Below are 17,915 nucleotides of genomic sequence, written 5' to 3'. Positions count from 1 at the left end.
TAGCAAGCGTTCTGTGCTTGGTTAGTGAAAGGCCAGTATTTGAGACGTGGTTTTTCGGCTCAAATCTGTGCCCACCACGTTCCGGCAATTGGCAGAAATGCCTGGAGGTCGATGTAGGACGAACCAATCTAAGCATATTTACGCTAACTTGAACTTTTCCCAGCGGGTCTAAGCTGGCTGCTTTTGAACTTAAGAATCGGCACGTTTTAATCATGATTGTTTAATAACGATGAGTAATAAAAAAACAATCGCACCAATTCTAGTAGAATCGGTGCGATTGTCTTAACTTACTTATTTATTGAGCTGCACACTGTTCACAAAGTGGCATTAAATCTTTCAAATCCTCGACGGATGAGCCATTTTCTAAGAAGCAATTGACCATATCTAGCCAATATTCATCATCGGCGCTAAAATGCGCGTTGACATCCTTGCAAGGTAATAACCCGGCATTGGTATAGGCGACGATTTTATCAGCAGCGACCCCGCTATGGGCTGCTAATTGTTCCAGAGTCATTTTCTCTCACCATTTGTCCTTTCAAAAAATCAATGTGATTATGTTACGCCCCCAGCTTTTGAAATGCAAGCAACAATTTCGTAACGTCACGATTAAAAGTCAATGATAATTTTCTTCATTATTTTCACCGAAAGTAGTAAACTAATTCTTAACCCGCCTTTGCCTCATTCGTCACCTTACTATTGGCGGATATCAAGCGTGCTTTTTCATCATAACACGCACTCAAACTTAACCTACATAGTTATCCTGTTTCATGAACCACACTAATTGTCAGATAATCCCATTTAGTGTTGGTTAACGCATACTTATTGAATCGGAGGTCGTACATTTATGGATTCTAGTTTAACCTTTCGCGCGGGCATCAAGGATGTCATTCCCACCGTCTTTGGATACATTGGCGTTGGCCTAGCAATGGGCATTGTCGCCAACACGAGTCACCTATCAGTTTGGGCCGTTCTGCTCATGTCACTAATCGTCTATGCTGGTTCCGCACAATTTATTATCGTCAGTATGCTCCTAGCAGGTAGTCCGATTTTGGCAATCGTCTTATCCACTTTTTTGATTAATTCACGCATGATTTTAATGAGCATGTCAATCGCTCAATATTTCAAAAAAGAGTCGTTATTGCAAAATATCGGACTGGGATCGTTACTAACTGATGAGACCTTCGCGCTCAGCATGAACAAGCTCAATCAGACCAATCAACAATTAAAAACGAGTTGGTTACACGCTGCTAACATTGTGGCTTACTTAGTTTGGGCAGCCGCGACAGTGGTGGGGTGCCTTTTAGGTAACTTGATTACTGACCCTAACCAGTTCGGCTTGGATTTTGCCGTTGTTGGTATGTTCATTGGTTTACTTTACTTGCAGATCATCACGGATCGCAGTAAATCATTGCCGACCCAGTTGTGGGTCGTACTATTTGTGGCCCTCGCCATGTATTTTCTCATGCGTTGGGTTCCGGGCAACTTGGCTTTGATCTTTGCGACGCTACTCGGTTGCGGTTTTGGAATGGTGGTGGACCACAAATGAGTACTTACATTTTTGTGACCATCTTACTCTGCGGCCTCGTGACTTGGCTATCACGCATTGTCCCGTTTGCCATCATTAAAAATCTGTCAGTCCCCCAATGGCCAATCAGCTTTTTATCATTTGTGCCAGTTGCCATTATGACCGCTATTTTTGTGGAAAGTCTGCTCACCTACCATGCGGGACACTGGCCAGAATTTAATCTCCCAAATATTTATGCCTCAATTCCTGCCATTCTTGCAGGAGTGCTCACCAAAAGTTTACTAGCCGTCGTTATCACAGGTATCGTTGCCATGGCCGTATTACGCCTAGTTGGCTGGGCTTAGAGCGCAAGGTCACATCTAATTTAATATTCCTACTTAAACGTCCCGCAAATTTGTGCATGAGTTTGCGGGATTTTTCTGTGACTTTTTCAGCCATAAGGCCGGCAATCAGCATCTAAATGTGTCATGTCAATAACGGTCAATTCGAACTACCTAAATAGTCAGTAGAAATCCGCTCTGCCAATAAACCGGCATCCAACTAATTGGACGTTTCACGCAATATGAAATTTTTATCAATGAAAGCGTTCCATCTGCGCGCTCCGCTTTATCTTATGAATTAAAGCAAGTATAATAGTCAAAGTGTACGTCGCGGATTGTCAAGCATAATTATGACAGACATTGGTAAGAAACCGTTATAATTGTTCAGAGTGCTTTACATCCGTGAATGAAACGGGTAAATTAACAACGAACCATCTGTACACATATAGTAGATAAGAACTGTCTAAACTTTAAAGATTGAGAGATGAACAGACATGTGCGGTTTTGCTGGTTGCTTAACTGATCGGACTAAAGCGGATAACGCAGCTTACGATCAGACCATCCACGAAATGACTAAAATGATTGTCCATCGGGGACCCGATGATGACGGTTATTTTGCTGATGACAACATTACCATGGGTTTTCGGCGCTTAAGTATCATTGACTTAGCCGGTGGTCACCAACCACTATCTTATGATAATGAACGTTACTGGATGACATTTAACGGGGAAATTTATAACTACGTTGAATTACGTGAACAACTCAAACAAGAAGGCTATGAATTCAAAACAAGCTCCGATTCTGAAGTAATTCTTGCGATGTACGCCAAGTACCACGCTGACGCAACGAAGTACTTACGGGGAATGTTTGCTTTCGTCATCTGGGATAAACAAGAAAAAACGTTATTTGCCGCGCGCGATCAGTTCGGGATCAAGCCGTTCTATTACGCTATCAGTGGTGATGACTTCTATTATGCTTCTGAAAGCAAGGCCATTTACAAGATTTTAAAGGATAAAACCTTCGATAAAAATGCCTTACAAGATTACATGACGTTCCAATTTGTTCCTGAACCAGAAACACTCACAAAAGAAATCAAAATGCTCGCCCCTGGTTGCTCCTTGACGAAAAAGTTGGGGTCTGCGCCACGGATCGATCGGTATTATCACCGTGAATTCCATCCGGTCCAACGTTCTGAAGACGAGTATGCCAAAAAAATCAAAGATGCCTTAATTGACTCCGTTAAGATTCACATGCGTTCCGATGTACCAGTTGGTTCTTTCCTTTCAGGCGGGATCGACTCATCAATCATCGTCGCGATTGCAAAAAACTTCAACCCAAACCTTGAAACGATCTCCGTTGGTTTCGAACGTGAAGGGTATAGTGAACTTGACGTTGCTCAAGAGACCGCTGAAAAGCTTGGTGTTAAGAATTACAGCATGACGATTACGCCTGAAGCCTTCATGAAGGCCTTCCCGCACTTTGTGTGGAGCATGGATGATCCGTTGGCTGACCCGGCCGCTGTGCCGCAGTATTTCTTAGCCAAAGAAGCGGTCAAACACGTTAAGGTTTGTTTGACTGGTGAAGGCGCTGACGAACTCTTCGGTGGCTACACCATCTATCATGAACCAGAATCATTGAAACCGTTCCGCTACACGAAACCGATTAATGGTGCCTTGAAGCGTATCGCACTCATGATGCCAGAGGGAATGCGTGGTCGGTCATTCTTACTACGAGGGACCACCCCATTAGAAAATCGCTATGTTGGGAACGCCTTTATCTTTGGTGAACAAGAAAAACAAGCCTTCTTCAAGAATTACAATCAGAACCATCCGTTCCAGTCCATCACGCAACCGCTCTATGATGAATCCGTCGACTATGATCCAATCAGTCGGATGCAATTCATCGATATGCACACGTGGTTAAACGGTGACTTGTTGCATAACGCCGACCGGACAACGATGGCGCACAGTTTGGAACTGCGGACCCCGTTTGTTGACCGTGAAGTGTATAACTTAGCAGCCGAAATTCCAGCTGATCTTCGAATTAGTCACGGCACAACAAAGTACATTCTTCGTAAAGCGGTCGAAGACATCGTGCCAGCGCACGTCCTTCACCGTAAAAAGCTTGGTTTCCCAGTACCAATTCGGTTCTGGCTCAAAGATGAAATGTACGACTGGGCTAAGCAGATCATTAACGATTCGCAAACTGACCAATACTTCAATAAGGACTACTTCTTGAAACTCTTAGATGACCACAAGGCCGGCGTTCGGGATAATTCTCGGAAACTCTGGACGGTCCTCACCTTCATGATGTGGCACCGACTCTATGTCGAATCTGACCACTTGATGGATAGCCCCGAAGCTAACGCCGTTGCGGAAAAAGTCGAGGAGTTTTAGATCAATGGAAATTATTGTTCAAAAGTTCGGCGGCACGTCAGTCAAGGACGAAGCCGCCCGTATTCAAGCTTTAAAGCACGTTCAATACGCCGTCGATCAGGGCGATAAAGTCATTGTCGTTGTCTCAGCAATTGGCCGGAAAGGTGCCCCTTACGCCACCGACTCATTACTCGGATTAGTTGGGGCCGAGCACTCCCGCTTAACCAATCGAGAACTCGACATGTTGGTCTCAGTTGGGGAAACCATCTCGACCGCTGTCTTTACCGAGTTAGCGCGTAAGCAAGGCCTAAACGTCACGGCCATGACTGGTCATGATGCTGGCATCGTGACTAACGACGATTTTCAAAATGCGAAGATTCTCCGCGTTGATCCGAAACCAATCACGGACGCCTTTATTGACGCCGACGTGGTAGTCGTAACTGGTTTTCAAGGTGCTACTGAGAGCGGCCACATTACTACGATTGGCCGTGGTGGTTCCGATACATCAGCAGCCATCCTCGGCGCCGCTTTAAAAGCAAAACGTGTTGATATTTTTACTGATGTCAACGGCATGATGACTGCCGATCCACGACTCGTCACCCACGCCCGCTTCATTAAGGCCATCAGCTACGAAGAACTTGCTAACATGGCCCATGAAGGTGCTAAGGTCATTCATCCGCGTGCTGTTGAAATTGCAGAACAAGCTCACGTGCCGATGCGGATTCGGTCAACTTATCAGGAACCCGACGAATTAGGGACTTTAGTCACTGACCGGACCACGACCCAAATCGAACATTATCGTACCGTGACAGGGATTGCACACCAAACTGATTTGACGCAATTTACTGTTCCTACCGATACGTTAAGTTCAAGTGCCATTTTCCAATTGATGGCACAGCACGGTTTGAGTGTTGACTTTATTAACATTACACCACACCAAGTTGTCTTCAACCTGGTTGATGGTGACGCGGACGTTGCCAAGCAGCTACTGACTGACGCGCACGTCCATTGTCAGTCAATTGCGAACTGTGCTAAAGTTTCCGTTGTCGGTGCTGGTATCACTGGGACACCCGGCGTCACTGCTCGGATCGTCTCGGCATTAGCTGCACAACATATCGATATTTTACAATCGACCGATAGTTATACGACCATCTGGGTGCTCGTTAAGGAAGCCGATTTAAAAGCGGCCATGAACGCCTTACATGATGAGTTCTTAGGAATCGAATAACCATCCCTGCAAGTCCGGCTTAATTGCCGGGCTTTTTTGTTGACCTAGATTGGCCTGGAGATGGCACGTTCAACCAGCAGCACACCATGTACCGAGCGATTACAAGCATAATTTCAATTCTCATTTGGGGTGACAATTATCCGGTTTGCATGTATTCTAGAAACAGTAACTTTATTGAAAAGGACGCTAATATTATGCAAGCAAGTCAATTAATTAATAGTTTAAAATTCAAGCAGGTTCAGCCCGCCTTGACCACGGACTTTGATGTCACCATGCTGACGCAGGATACCCGCGAAGTTCAGCCCGGCGCCATGTTTATTGCCGTCGTTGGTTATCACGTCGACGGTCACGACCTCGTTGATCAGGCCATCGGAAAAGGGGCCAAGATCATCGTGGCGTCAAAACCTTTAGACGTCAACGTACCGGTCATCTACGTTGAAAACACCGAACGCGCTATGGCAATTCTTGCCGACGTTTTCTACGGTGCGCCTAGTCAAAAGATGCGGATGATTGGGGTGACGGGTACCAATGGTAAGACCACTGTCACCCACCTGATCGAACAAATCTATCGTGATCAGCAGCAAGCCACCGGCCTGATTGGGACCATGTATCGCAAAATCAAGGATGAAAAACTGCCAACTACCAACACCACCCCCGACGCCATCACAACGCAACGGACTCTAGCGGCCATGCGGGATGCCGGTGTTGAAACTGTCGCCATGGAAGTTTCTTCAATTGCCCTCGTACTCGGACGGGTCTGGGGGATTGATTACGACATCGCCGTTTTCACGAACTTGACGCAAGACCATTTGGATTTCCACAAAACAATGGCTAAGTACACGGAAGCCAAGGCCATGCTCTTTGCACAACTGGGCAATAAGTACAGCGCCGACGGAACTAATAAGGTCGCTGTTCTGAACACCGATGATCCCGTTGGCCGTGAATTTGAACAGTACACGGCAGCGCACGTACTAACATTTGGACTCAAACCAGATGCCATGATCAACGCACAAAATGTTGAAATCAAGAGCCACGGGACTGAATTTGACCTCTCCGTCTTCGGCCACGTAACCCACGTGACGATGCAACTGATTGGCCAGTTCAACGTGTACAACATGCTGGCGGCCTTCGCCGCAGCTTACGCTAGTGGCATCCCCGAAGACCAAATCATTAAGTCACTGGAGAAGGTTACCGGCGTTAAGGGCCGCTTCCAATCCGTTCCTTCCCACACGGGTGTCAGTGTCATCGTTGACTACTCACACACTCCGGACGGCTTATTGAATGCCCTAGAAACGATTCAAGATTTCGCGACTAAGGATATTTATTGCGTCGTCGGCTGTGGTGGTGATCGCGACAAGACGAAACGGCCAAAGATGGCTAAAATTGCTGTCGAACACAGTACTAAGCCAATCTTTACTTCTGACAATCCTCGGACGGAAGACCCAACCATGATTCTAAATGACATGGTTGCCGGCGTGCCAAACGCCGACGTGCCCGTCTACGAAGACCGCCACGTTGCCATCGCCAAGGCCATTGAAGCAGCACAACCCGGCGACGTTGTTTTAATCGCTGGTAAAGGCCACGAAGATTATCAAATCATCGGCCGGACTAAGCATCACTTTGATGACAGTGAAGAAGCCGCTAAAACACTAGCTCTGAAACCAACCATTGATTAATGGTCAAAACAGAACTGACCGACAAGGCTATTTTCAATTCTATTTCTGTTAACAATTGGTGACATCCGCGACACGCGTCTTTAACCATTAACACCCCCAGCAACAGCTAATTTGATTGGCCGTTGCTGGGGGTGTTTTTTGCTTGTTTGGCTTTCTCCCAACCAGCGCTACAAAACAGGCATCAGTCGTGTTTGTACAAAAGATGCACCCACCTTTCGATTATTAACCAGCCAAACTATCGCCTATCTTTGATAATTCACCTAATTTGGAAATATAATTATGTTGATAAAAGGGGTTAATTATCATTGTTAGTTTAAGTTTAATTCGTTTGGGGGGATTTATAATGTCAATTTTTCAAACTTGGAAACGCCGAATTGCATACGGTTCCACTGACATGGCCGGTAATATTATTTGGCAAATGGTCAGCACTTACTTACTGTTCTATTACACAACGGTCGCGGGCATCTCAGCTGCTTTTGCAGGAATGCTGTTCTTCGTCGTGCGCTTCATTGATGCGTTTGATGCATTGATTTATGGTTATTTGATTGATCATACACACACGAAGTATGGACAATCGCGCCCCTACTTTGTGTGGTTTGGCATTCCGTTAGGGTTGCTGGCCATGTCGCTATTCATGATTCCATCATTTGGCGGCAATACCACAATGCGACTCGTCTACATTTCAATCACTTACACTTTCTTTAGCCTGATTTATTCTGGTGCCAACACGCCCATTACTTCGATTTTACCAAGCTTGACTGATGATAGCGTTGAACGGACCAAGTTAGCGAGTGCTCGGATGGTCATGACAACCATCGGGACCAGTGCAGTGGCTGCCATCACTTTGCCAATGGTTAAATTACTCGGCAAAGGCAATCAGTCGAAAGGTTTCACCCTCTGGGCTATTATCTTAGGCCTCGTTATCATGGGACTCTTCATCTTTGCTTTTCTCAATCTCAAGGAAACTAACGGTGCACAAAATCCAGACGGTACCACTGAGTCAGCCGAATCACTCTCAATCTGGCAAAGCTTGAAGGGTGCGGCTAGCAACAAACCATGGCTATTATTAGCCTGCTCATTCATTCTGCTACAAACCTTCTGGATGCTACGGGGAAATTCAGCGATCTTCTTTATCAAATACGTCTACGGTCGGCCTGAATTAGCGCCAATTTTCCTGGGGATTGGCTTTGTTTCCGTCATCGGGAACCTGTCCGTACCATTCCTATCACAACGCTTTAAGAACCGTAACGTTTTGCAGTTTTCACTCGTACTGGGCGTTATCGGCCAACTACTGCTGCCAATCGCTGAAAAGATGCGTAGTGTGAGCCTACTAATTGCTGGCTCCGTCATTTTCTTGATTGCGATGGGGATCACGTTCACGATTGTCTTCGCGATGCTATCAGATACCGTTGACTACTCAACGAAAGTACTGGGCCTAAATGAAACCGGATTTTTATCTGCCGTACCAATGATTGGCGCCAAATTAGGAATGGGAATTGGCGGTTTTCTAGCCGGTCAATTTCTCGCATGGGGACAATTCAATGCCAAGGCAGCTGTACAGTCCGGACGAACCATTACATTTATTAATCTCGCTTTTATTTGGATGCCGATTATTTTATTAGCCGCGATGATTTTCATGATGCAATTCTATCGGTTAGACGAAAAAGAATTACAAGCCAACAAGGCCGACGCAGCGGCTAAAGTTGAACCTAAGGAGGATGTTGAATATGATGCCAACAATTAATTCGATTCAAACAACCGTCAACGGCGTCGTCAAAATCGTTAAACCATTTAACAACGACATCGCCGGTGAACAATTTGACCCGCACGTCCTTCAAACACTAACGGCCTTCAAACAACCACCCATCCTTGAAAATGATCTAGCGGCGCTCCGCAGTGGTAGTTTAACCCCCGCCATCGCGGACCCTGTTGGTGATGCGGTTACAGTTCAAAGTCGAAATATTACGGCTCTGAATCGCACGGTCAGCGTTGAATGGCTGACACCACAAAATGTCATTAATCACACAGTACTGGTCTACTTCCACGGTGGTGCCTTTTACGGCGGTGTTCCCGGCAATAATACGGTCCTTTTAAAGCTGGTCGCAGCTAAAAGTCACTGCGAGATTCTTAATGTCGATTACAGCTTAGCGCCAGAAGCACCAGCACCCGCTGGTATTTTAGACGGGCTCGCGATTTTCCAATATTTGGAACAACGTGACGCTGAAACAATGATTACCGTTGCTGGCGATTCGGCTGGCGCTAACGTCATCATGGCTGCAACAAATCTGAATCAACAACTCGGTAGCAATCGTATCAATCAACAACTGCTGTTGTACCCAGTTACCGCCCCAAATGCTGACCACGCCGGTCCACTCTGGGATTTGGCCGCCTTTCCGATTATTGACTCACAGCGTGCCATTCTCACCAACTATCACGACCTCTTTCGGCAACTTGACAGCATCATGACGGATTATTATGTTCCAGAGAACTTTGATTCACATTCTCCACTCATCTCACCGCTACACCAGGAAAACTTCACAATGACACCACCAACCACGATCATGGTCGGCGAGTTTGATCCATTCCGACCACAAGCTTGGGCTTATGCACAACGCCTGGCCGCTGCCGATACTGCGACCACGTTTATTCAGTATCAGGGCTTGAACCACGCTTTCGCACCATTAGTGGATCAGTATTGGCAAAGCCAAGATGTGGCCCAAGTGATGGCGGCCGCGTTAATTTAGCGACTAGGGCATATCAAAAATCACCAGTATCACGTTGCAGAAATCACATGTAAAAAACAAGCGGACTGATAAAAACCGCCCCGCATTTTACTATCCGAAATGCGGGCGGTTTCGCGTTAAGCTAACATTTAAGTCTGAGACTTGTGCTATACTCTTGGCATGGGGGGATTAACGTGAACAAAAATGATAAAGCCAAGCGTTTGATGCAACAAATCGACGTTGCCTATAATGATCCTGAAGTTAAACAAGACGCACAAGTTCGTGCTGACTTACTTCGCTATGCTATGGAACTTGACAAGAACGGTAACTATTTATTAATTGCCACTAAAGTTAACGGCATGGCAATGCGCGTCATGCGTGATCACATGCACCAACCACTCCAAGCAATTAACACACTCTACACCCAAACCGCCCGCACCTCCGAATATTATTGGGGCGTGGCGGCAGCTAGTATTTTTAGTGGGCTGTGGTAAAGCACTATCACGTGCGAGCGCTCACTATAAATCATATTAACAACAGTTTTGAACCGGAACACAGACAAATAACTTGAATCAACCGTTAATTTCAAAGGGACGCTCCTGACAAACCATGCCAGAAGCGTCCCTTTACTAACTACTTAAAATTTTATCGATCAGAGTCAAGTTAACAGCTAAAGTAAGGCGTTGTACTTGGCTCAGCCATTTACTTCAAGTACCCGGTTTCATTCCAAGTCGTCAGTTCAAAATGCTGATTATCCGTCGTCGATAACACTGTCAGGCTATCATTATCCACGATTCCGTGGCCGACTGTCTTCATAACTTGCCCATCGACCACAAAAGGTGCTCGTAATTCTGCTACGGGGACACCCATTAACGCCTTGACAGTCATCGTCGTCACCAGGCCGTGCGATACGATTAATAGTGGTTGCGTGCTAGCTACCCCAACTTGATCAATCAAACGATGTAGCGTCGAAGTCGTTCGGGTGACAAAATCCGCATAACTTTCGCCACCGCCAGCTAGTTCCGGTCGGTATTCGGCGGGTTTAGTAAAAATAACTTGGGCGTAGGACTGCGGCTGTACTTCCGCTTCCTGTTTGCCGTCCCAATCACCAAAATCAAACTCACGCAAGCCATCGTCGATTTGAATCGGCGGTTGCCACTGATTGGCAGCCACAATGTATTTCGCCGTATCCAGCGCTCGTTGCTGCGGACTGCTATATACTGCTGAAAATTGGGTGGTGCTTAAGTAATCACCAGCGGCTTTTGCCCCATCGATTCCGCTAGCAACCAGCGGGGAATCTGCTCGTCCACCTTGAAATCGGTGTTCTAAGTTATATTGTGTTCGACCGTGACGAATGAAATAAATCTGCATGGCACGTTCACCTTCCTAATCCGTTCAATAGTTTAATTCTAACTGTGTCATGCTCAATAGAAAAGTCTTCAGTGCCATAATGACGTAAAAAAATACCGTGGTCTAAGAAACACACCACGATATTTCAGTTATTATGATAAAGGCTTAACCAAGTGCTGGTACGGATGTGTGCCAATCATGAGCTGACCATCCGGGACAAAACCATGCCGGTGGTATAACTTAGCTGCCCGGGGATTGCCATCATCAACGTTTAAACTCAGTTTCGTGGCCCCCAGTTGACCAACGAGTCCTGGTAATACTTCTAGTAAGGCACTACCAACTCCGTGACCCTGAGCTTGCGGATCAACTGCCAACATGCTTAAATACCACTCATTCGGCCGGGTCTCACCACCTAATTCCAGTGGTGCCTCAAACCCCGCATGATGACCTGAAGTCGTCCGCAACAAATCGTTTACAGCGACTTCATTCTTCGCTAAGTGCCCAAACGCGACACCGACGATTTTGTGATCCATGACCGCCACAAAAGTCTGCGCTAACCCATCTAAATTGGCCGGTCGCTGATACAACTCAGTCAACATTGCCAATAGGTCGGCCTCGCTAACATTTTTTAAGACTGGCATTTCCATATCACGGTAAATCATCGCAATCAATGGTGCAATTTGAGCACTATCTTGCGGTTGTGCCGTTCGAATTTCCATCATCACAACGCTCCCAACTGTTTTCTCAACCGTAGCAAATCCCGCGGTCATCGTCAATCGTTGTGCTTAATTTGTTGCCGATGTTGAATCGTCATCACCCACGTCGTGACGGGAACTACCAGGATAACGCCAATTAACGAGAATAATACCATTAATACTTCCGCAACAAATATTTTATTATTGATAACACTCCCGAAGGAATAATGTAAGCCCGCAAACCAGATAAATAGCGCCAAGAAGCCACCAAAAAAGCCGAAAAACAAGGTATTAAAAGTCGTCCCGATAATCTGCTTACCAATACTGATACCATCGATATAGAGTCGCTTAGTTGGCAACTGCGGATGCTGCGCCAGAATTTCACTCAGACCAGCCGCAATCGCAATAGCAGCTTCCGCAATGGCCCCTAGTGTACTTAAAATTGCTTCAGTTACTGCTACGCCAATAAAGGAGACCCCAATGGCTAACGACATACCTTCCAGATCTTCACTATCTTCTAAACTAAAGCCCTGCGCCATGATCCAATTTTCAACGGGAAAAATAATCAGCACTAAAATGACCATAACAATCAATGCTGCAATATAAGCTGGCTTGGCCGCCACTTCGTTGTCCTCCCCAAAGAAAATCGTGAAGGCCAAGATGATTGTCCCAATGACCAACGACACCCCCATTGCTGGAAAGCCCCATGAAATCAAAACAACGGCTAAAAACAACAATCCAAAGTTAAATAACAAACTCAAAAAGGCCGTCGCTCCAGTCTTACCACCAATTAATGTCATCAATCCTAGTAAGATCAATCCTAAAACGGTAATCGTGTTCATGCCATCACCGCCTTAGGCATCAATCGACTGGCTAACCAACTGGCTACTGGAATCGCTAAAACGATACCGATACCAGAAATCAAACTTTGGACCATCCCCAACGACATATTCATTGTAAAAGTGTAACCCCAGCTATTGCCGTTACGGAAATAGAGCAAAGTCATCGCGAAAGTATCCGCCATGAAAATCAAAAATAGCACGTTGATCAAGGGTCCCATAATAGACCGGCCAATTTGAATACCCGACTTAAATACTTGTCGTGGTGCAATGTCCGGGCGCTCCGTTTTCAATTGAAACAATGAAGCAACAATATCTGTTGATTCATCCATGACTGCTCCGAGTGAACCGAGGACTGTTTCGACTAAAAATAACGGTCGGGGAACCTGCGTCACGTACTGCATCGATTCATAAGTCACACCACGCTCATGGGTCACCGCAAAGACGATCAGACTAATAATGACAGCCAGTCCCGTGCCAACCACAGTCGCGCCCAATGTTACTAACATTTGACGACTAAAACCGAGAACTAGCAACAGTGTGAGCACGGCGAAGATTACGGCCAATACGCCAAAGAGCAGGTAAATGTGACCACCATTAGTAGCTAAATCGATCTGAATGGCGGCATAAAATAGTACAGCATTGAGTGCGACACTCAAAAAGGCCATCAGACCGCTGAAACGCATAATTAACAAGAGCAGTGCTAGGGCTAACCACGCGACAAACGCCAATGCGGTATCTCGTTTTAACCCCTGAATCGTCACTGCACTACTATGATCGCTAGGAATCCGTAAGAAGACTTGATTACGGACGTGATACGGCTGATCCATTGCGCCTGAGCGCGTATACGTATTCTTGATCTGGTAAGTTCGACCACGATGTGCCTTATTGAGCACCCGGACCGTTACCAACTGTGTCACTGTCGCATCCTTATTCTCAAATTCATCCGTCGTCGTGCTTCGACTCTTAGTCTGCACGTGGGTCACTTGTGCAACTGTCTGCTGATAAAGTCCCGCATTAACTCGGGTCAATCCAACCCCGATTAGTCCTAAAATAATCACCAGCAGTGTTAACCACAACCCCCACCGTTGCTTGATTCGCTGTTTCACATTTTCACCTTTTTTCACTTCAATGGTCACCAGTTTACCACCCATTTTCCAATACAAACTTCGATTCTGGCAATCTTTAACAGAATCTAAGGTTCTACGGTAATCTAGGCCGTTACTTGAACGCGTAAAGCTTTCAGCCAAGCAATTTCTTCCTCATCGTGGAGGCGCTGAGCAATTTTTAGTCCCTTTTCAATCAATGCCAGGGCCTGTTCAGGTTGCTGATGGACCCGCCATTCATAAACGGCAGTTAACTTATAATGAGCCAAAGGTTGGTAACGACGTAATAACTGTTGAACACCATCATCTTGATACCAGGCTATGATCTGGGGGTCACGATGATTGGTGACCAAGTTCCAGTACAATGTCGCATCTAAATACTTCGCCAAATCAGCTGGCGGCAACGTATTGAAACTTGGCTCCAAGCGACTCAACCCCGCTAACAGTTCGGAGGTGTCCAGCCCATGTTGAAGTCCCCATTCCAGAATCAACCAGGCTTGCCGGACGACTAAATAATTCCGATTGCCACCATCGCGCGGCATAACAATCATACTCGCATCAAGGTCACGGACACTACCGGTCTGAACCTTAACGGCCGCAGCACACGCAGTGACATACGCGGCGGTCATCGCCACCGTTGATTCGCGTGCCTGCCGAAATTCCTGTCCCGCCGTGGGATAACCGTGCAAGTTCATTGGTAATAATTGGGCGGCTTTCAACGTATTGACCCAGATCCAAATAATGAACGAAAACAACCATAAATCGAAACTAAACTTAAATTGATTCAGAGTTATTAAACTGAGCATGACCGTCAGTAAGTTGAACAGGCCACCGCCAAAACAATAAATGGCGTGATTGAACCGTTTGGCATCCGCCGGGGGTGCTGCCACGATATGTGGATGACGCGTCAGCGGTCGTTCTAATTTCCAATGACCACGAACCCGACTTAATTGAAGTCGAAAACCGGTAATCCGGACAATTCGAGCACCAATTAATCGAAATCCGACCCACTGACCGAGCCAATGGATTAACGTCGCACCTAGTTCGCTGGCGACTAGTGCCAATCCTAGCCAACCGACTGTTGCAATAAATTGTCCAAAAACTTGCATGCTATTCCTCCTCGTACCTTGATTGACAGCCTTTATTTAACAAAATTAATTTTGAAATCAATAATACGTTTTTGGGCATGACCCATGATTAGTTTTTGACAAAGTTAGATTCAAAAACCGGCAGCTTGGATGCGCCAAAACCGAAACCAATCACAGCATGCTGCCAAATAAAAATTCATCTAATTTAACATGTTTTAATTATGGTTCATACGCCTGGCAACCAGTACCAAGTGTCCTCATTTTCTAATTCGACGATACCATATTAATTATACGCGTGGACACTGAAATAATCGCTGGTACTTCGTAATTGTTCTTATTATAGCAAAACAAGCTGACCTCCGGCGATTAAGACGCCAAGCCCAGCTTGCTAATCAATTGAATTTTAATGTCGTTGTTGCTGAATGCACATGCCGTATCCCTTAACGACGCCGGTGTTTAACAACAGTGAAGAAATGTAAAATCATTGCTAAAAGAACATAAAAGACGACGACAAAGACGCCGTAGTAGGCCCAAAAATTGTTCAGCGGAATCAATTGTTGAATCCCCGCTTCGATTCCCATGGTTAGTAGTGCCATCACCGCAATCATGAAGAATAATTGAATATACCGTTTCACCGTACTGTCATCCCTTTCCTTTTTATGTGCAGCCCGCGCGCCGACCCGTTCACATTCTGCTTGCTTAGCAGCTGTGATGGTTTGCATACCCCACGTTTTAGTTACGACAATCTCCCGTAATTTGATGAGACCACCCATCGTCAAAAATTTATCAAGTGTTTTAAACGTTGCGTCAGTCACGCCGGTCAAATAATTTTCAATACCACCCGCGTAACAATCCGTGATCGTCACATAATGCTTGTTCTTAAAGCGATCAGGTACTGCTTCACCCACGGAATTAAACCGTGCGATCCGCCCCCGAAAACAGTCACAGAAGTTTTTCATTACCCCCGATAAGCTCCCCAAATAGGTTGGTGCAGCTAATACCCAGACATCCGCCGCCATTAATTTTGCTTCCAGCGCGTCTAAGTCAGCATTCGGTTGACTATCGTGATCTGGTCGCAACTCATAATCGTTGAGGTTGACTAGTTCCGTGTCAGCGCTGGCCGCGGCCCCCTTTAAGACGGCTTGCAGTAGCTGGGCAGTCACGCCATCAGCGCGATGCGAACCTAATATTCCTAAGACTTTCACATTTTCCACTCCCATCATTCATTCAAAAGCTATTTTTATTTTAACGCATTTCAACATAAAAATATGGTTATCAAACGAACAGCAATTGTTAAACCCGCTAATAGTACTTACTTTTAACAAAAAGGTTTGACAATCGATTAACGACTTTCTTTAATTATACATAAGTACGAACGTTCCAATAACAATTAGTCTAACTGACAACTTGTAGACTTAAAGTTTTCTTGGCTGCAACTATTTCACCAGAACTTGAACATCGAGCTGTCATACCAACACTTAACAACTAATTCAGCGTACTGCCGATGGGGGGAGTTAGTCCTTAAGTGTAAATTGAATTTGAAAGGACGCAGTCACCATGGCTAATTTTCAACAATCCGAAACGGCACTTATTGAAAGTGCCACACTAATTAATATCTTCGCCGAAAAAATTCGGCGTCAGATTATCATTGCTCTGGGGAACAGTGATAATGGTCTCAACGTTACTGATATTACCGCCTTGGTCAATATTTCACGCCCCGCCGTTTCACATCATCTACGCTTAATGCGTGAAGCTGGGGTCATTGATATGCGCAGTAACGGAGTCGAGCATATTTATTTTCTCACGTTAACCGCACCATTACAGCAATTACAGGCAACTTTTGCGACGCTAACGGCTGATAACGCGCCACTTAGTCAGTCGTAAGCACTAGCGCCTCATTCAATAGTCACCGCAACCTTCAGGATAACGCAGGCCTGCAACTTACCCGCTAAACGTTAGCTTGATTTTAGACGGTTGCCAACCAAAAATCGGCACTGCCAGAATGTTCAACGCATTCTAGCAGTGCCGATTTTTATTAACCATTCATCCGGATTATCACTGGTCCTAAACTGAACTTAGTCGTGATTCAGGGCTTGCAGATCAGCTGGCAATGCCGCCTCAAAGTGTAAAGTCTGTTCCGAAAAGGGGTCAAAGAACTGTAAACTAGCGGCGTGTAAGGCTTGCCGTTGAATCCACGCCAAGTTACCGCCATACAGCGCATCACCTAATAAGGGGTGCCCAAGCGTCGTTAGATGGACCCGAATTTGATGCGTCCGTCCAGTCACAAGTTCCAACCGTAACCGACTCACGTTATGCTGCAATTGGTCCGCCTCCACTTGATACGTCGTAATGGCGCGTTGGCCCGCCGTGGTGACCACTCGTCGAGGACTGTCAGCCACCCGGCCAATCGGGCGATCAATTGTGCCACTAGCCGGCGTAATGGTCCCTTCAATCCAAGCTTGATACGTCTTCACTAATTGCGCCGCAATTCGGGGCTCTGTCAACATCCCCTGCGCCACCCGATGTTTAGCAACTAACACAAGGCCACTCGTATCCCGGTCCAACCGCGTGATCAGGTGCGGTCGTTGATTACTGGCATGACTGGCTATCAAATAACCCTTGATTCGATTGACCAACGTATCGGTCCGATTACTAGGCCCCGGCACGCTGGTTAACCCGGCTGGTTTATTAAGAACGAGCCAATTAGCATCTTCATACTCAATTTGAATTGGTTGTTCGCTGACGGCTACCGCTGTATCCGGTGCCTCGTCTGGTAGTTGAATTCCCGCAATATCGCCATCATGAATGGTAATAACGCCCGTTTGAACTTGATTATTGACAAGAAACGCGCCGGTGCCATGCTTGATTGCCTTGATTGTTCGCATACTGATGGCATGCGTCGTCAGGAATCGTTTCATTGCCATTGGTTGCCCCTGGTGTTGCCAAGTAAATTCCATACGTGTTACTCCATTTCATCTCGTAGTTTACCA

General features: G+C 46.0%; 17 protein-coding genes. 9 read left to right on the top strand and 8 right to left on the bottom strand.

Annotated elements, in window-relative coordinates; genetic code table 11:
- Positions 1 to 295: 295 nt before the first annotated feature.
- Positions 296 to 514: a helix-turn-helix domain-containing protein gene (locus MMY95_RS09820; protein ID WP_003641218.1), complete on the bottom strand. Its 219-nt coding sequence runs from the start codon at positions 512 to 514 to the stop codon at positions 296 to 298.
- A gap of 330 nt (positions 515 to 844) precedes the next feature.
- Between MMY95_RS09820 and MMY95_RS09815 the strand changes: the two genes are divergently transcribed.
- The 8 genes from MMY95_RS09815 to MMY95_RS09780 all read left to right on the top strand — a co-directional run bounded on the left by MMY95_RS09815 (position 845) and on the right by MMY95_RS09780 (position 10,341).
- On the top strand, positions 845 to 1,546 hold the full coding sequence (locus MMY95_RS09815; RefSeq protein WP_202861301.1) for an AzlC family ABC transporter permease: 702 nt from the start codon (positions 845 to 847) through the stop codon (positions 1,544 to 1,546).
- Positions 1,543 to 1,869: an AzlD domain-containing protein gene (locus tag MMY95_RS09810; RefSeq protein ID WP_241277622.1), complete on the top strand. Its 327-nt coding sequence runs from the start codon at positions 1,543 to 1,545 to the stop codon at positions 1,867 to 1,869. Before MMY95_RS09815 ends, MMY95_RS09810 begins: the two co-directional genes overlap by 4 nt.
- 470 nt (positions 1,870 to 2,339) lie before the next feature.
- Entirely contained in the window at positions 2,340 to 4,241 is a 1,902-nt protein-coding gene (gene asnB, locus MMY95_RS09805) for an asparagine synthase (glutamine-hydrolyzing) (protein ID WP_003645730.1), read from the top strand.
- Between the two features lie 4 nt (positions 4,242 to 4,245).
- A complete protein-coding gene (gene dapG / locus MMY95_RS09800) occupies positions 4,246 to 5,448 on the top strand; it encodes an aspartate kinase (RefSeq protein WP_003641214.1) in 1,203 nt (400 codons plus the stop codon).
- A 194-nt stretch (positions 5,449 to 5,642) separates the two neighbouring features.
- Positions 5,643 to 7,124, top strand: coding sequence for a UDP-N-acetylmuramoyl-L-alanyl-D-glutamate--2,6-diaminopimelate ligase (locus tag MMY95_RS09795; RefSeq protein WP_053267242.1), 1,482 nt, complete (start codon positions 5,643 to 5,645; stop codon positions 7,122 to 7,124).
- A gap of 343 nt (positions 7,125 to 7,467) precedes the next feature.
- The gene (locus MMY95_RS09790; protein ID WP_003645732.1) at positions 7,468 to 8,868 is read left to right on the top strand and encodes an MFS transporter; all 1,401 of its coding nucleotides are present in this window, start codon (positions 7,468 to 7,470) and stop codon (positions 8,866 to 8,868) included.
- Positions 8,852 to 9,868, top strand: a complete 1,017-nt coding sequence (locus MMY95_RS09785) for an alpha/beta hydrolase (RefSeq protein WP_003645733.1) — start codon at positions 8,852 to 8,854, stop codon at positions 9,866 to 9,868. The genes MMY95_RS09790 and MMY95_RS09785 overlap by 17 nt, the downstream gene beginning before the upstream one ends.
- A 143-nt stretch (positions 9,869 to 10,011) precedes the next feature.
- Entirely contained in the window at positions 10,012 to 10,341 is a 330-nt protein-coding gene (locus MMY95_RS09780) for a bacteriocin immunity protein (protein WP_003641210.1), read from the top strand.
- Positions 10,342 to 10,549: 208 nt separating this feature from the next.
- Here the strand turns inward: MMY95_RS09780 and MMY95_RS09775 are convergent, their stop codons facing one another.
- From MMY95_RS09775 to MMY95_RS09750, 6 genes are all read right to left on the bottom strand, one after another.
- Entirely contained in the window at positions 10,550 to 11,218 is a 669-nt protein-coding gene (locus tag MMY95_RS09775; protein ID WP_003644074.1) for a histidine phosphatase family protein, read from the bottom strand.
- 131 nt (positions 11,219 to 11,349) lie between these two features.
- Complete coding sequence (locus MMY95_RS09770; protein ID WP_238352281.1) at positions 11,350 to 11,967, bottom strand: GNAT family N-acetyltransferase; 618 nt, start codon at positions 11,965 to 11,967, stop codon at positions 11,350 to 11,352.
- A gap of 2 nt (positions 11,968 to 11,969) precedes the next feature.
- On the bottom strand, positions 11,970 to 12,734 hold the full coding sequence (locus MMY95_RS09765) for a YibE/F family protein (protein WP_003641207.1): 765 nt from the start codon (positions 12,732 to 12,734) through the stop codon (positions 11,970 to 11,972).
- A complete protein-coding gene (locus tag MMY95_RS09760; protein WP_015640120.1) occupies positions 12,731 to 13,981 on the bottom strand; it encodes a YibE/F family protein in 1,251 nt (416 codons plus the stop codon). Before MMY95_RS09760 ends, MMY95_RS09765 begins: the two co-directional genes overlap by 4 nt.
- Positions 13,945 to 14,946, bottom strand: a complete 1,002-nt coding sequence (locus MMY95_RS09755) for a hypothetical protein (protein WP_241277621.1) — start codon at positions 14,944 to 14,946, stop codon at positions 13,945 to 13,947. The genes MMY95_RS09760 and MMY95_RS09755 overlap by 37 nt, the downstream gene beginning before the upstream one ends.
- A gap of 419 nt (positions 14,947 to 15,365) precedes the next feature.
- On the bottom strand, positions 15,366 to 16,148 hold the full coding sequence (locus tag MMY95_RS09750; RefSeq protein WP_003641204.1) for an NAD(P)H-dependent oxidoreductase: 783 nt from the start codon (positions 16,146 to 16,148) through the stop codon (positions 15,366 to 15,368).
- 334 nt (positions 16,149 to 16,482) lie between these two features.
- Between MMY95_RS09750 and MMY95_RS09745 the strand changes: the two genes are divergently transcribed.
- Entirely contained in the window at positions 16,483 to 16,809 is a 327-nt protein-coding gene (locus MMY95_RS09745; protein ID WP_003641203.1) for a metalloregulator ArsR/SmtB family transcription factor, read from the top strand.
- 191 nt (positions 16,810 to 17,000) lie between these two features.
- Here MMY95_RS09745 and MMY95_RS09740 read toward each other — a convergent pair whose 3' ends face one another.
- The gene (locus MMY95_RS09740) at positions 17,001 to 17,882 is read right to left on the bottom strand and encodes an RluA family pseudouridine synthase (RefSeq protein ID WP_003645740.1); all 882 of its coding nucleotides are present in this window, start codon (positions 17,880 to 17,882) and stop codon (positions 17,001 to 17,003) included.
- Positions 17,883 to 17,915: the final 33 nt, after the last annotated feature.

It is taken from the genome of Lactiplantibacillus sp. ME-2 (assembly GCF_022549155.1).
Taxonomy (GTDB): Bacteria; Bacillota; Bacilli; order Lactobacillales; family Lactobacillaceae; genus Lactiplantibacillus; species Lactiplantibacillus plantarum.
The sequence above is the reverse complement of the archived record's forward strand: the minus strand, read 5'-3'. Positions and strand labels throughout refer to the sequence as shown.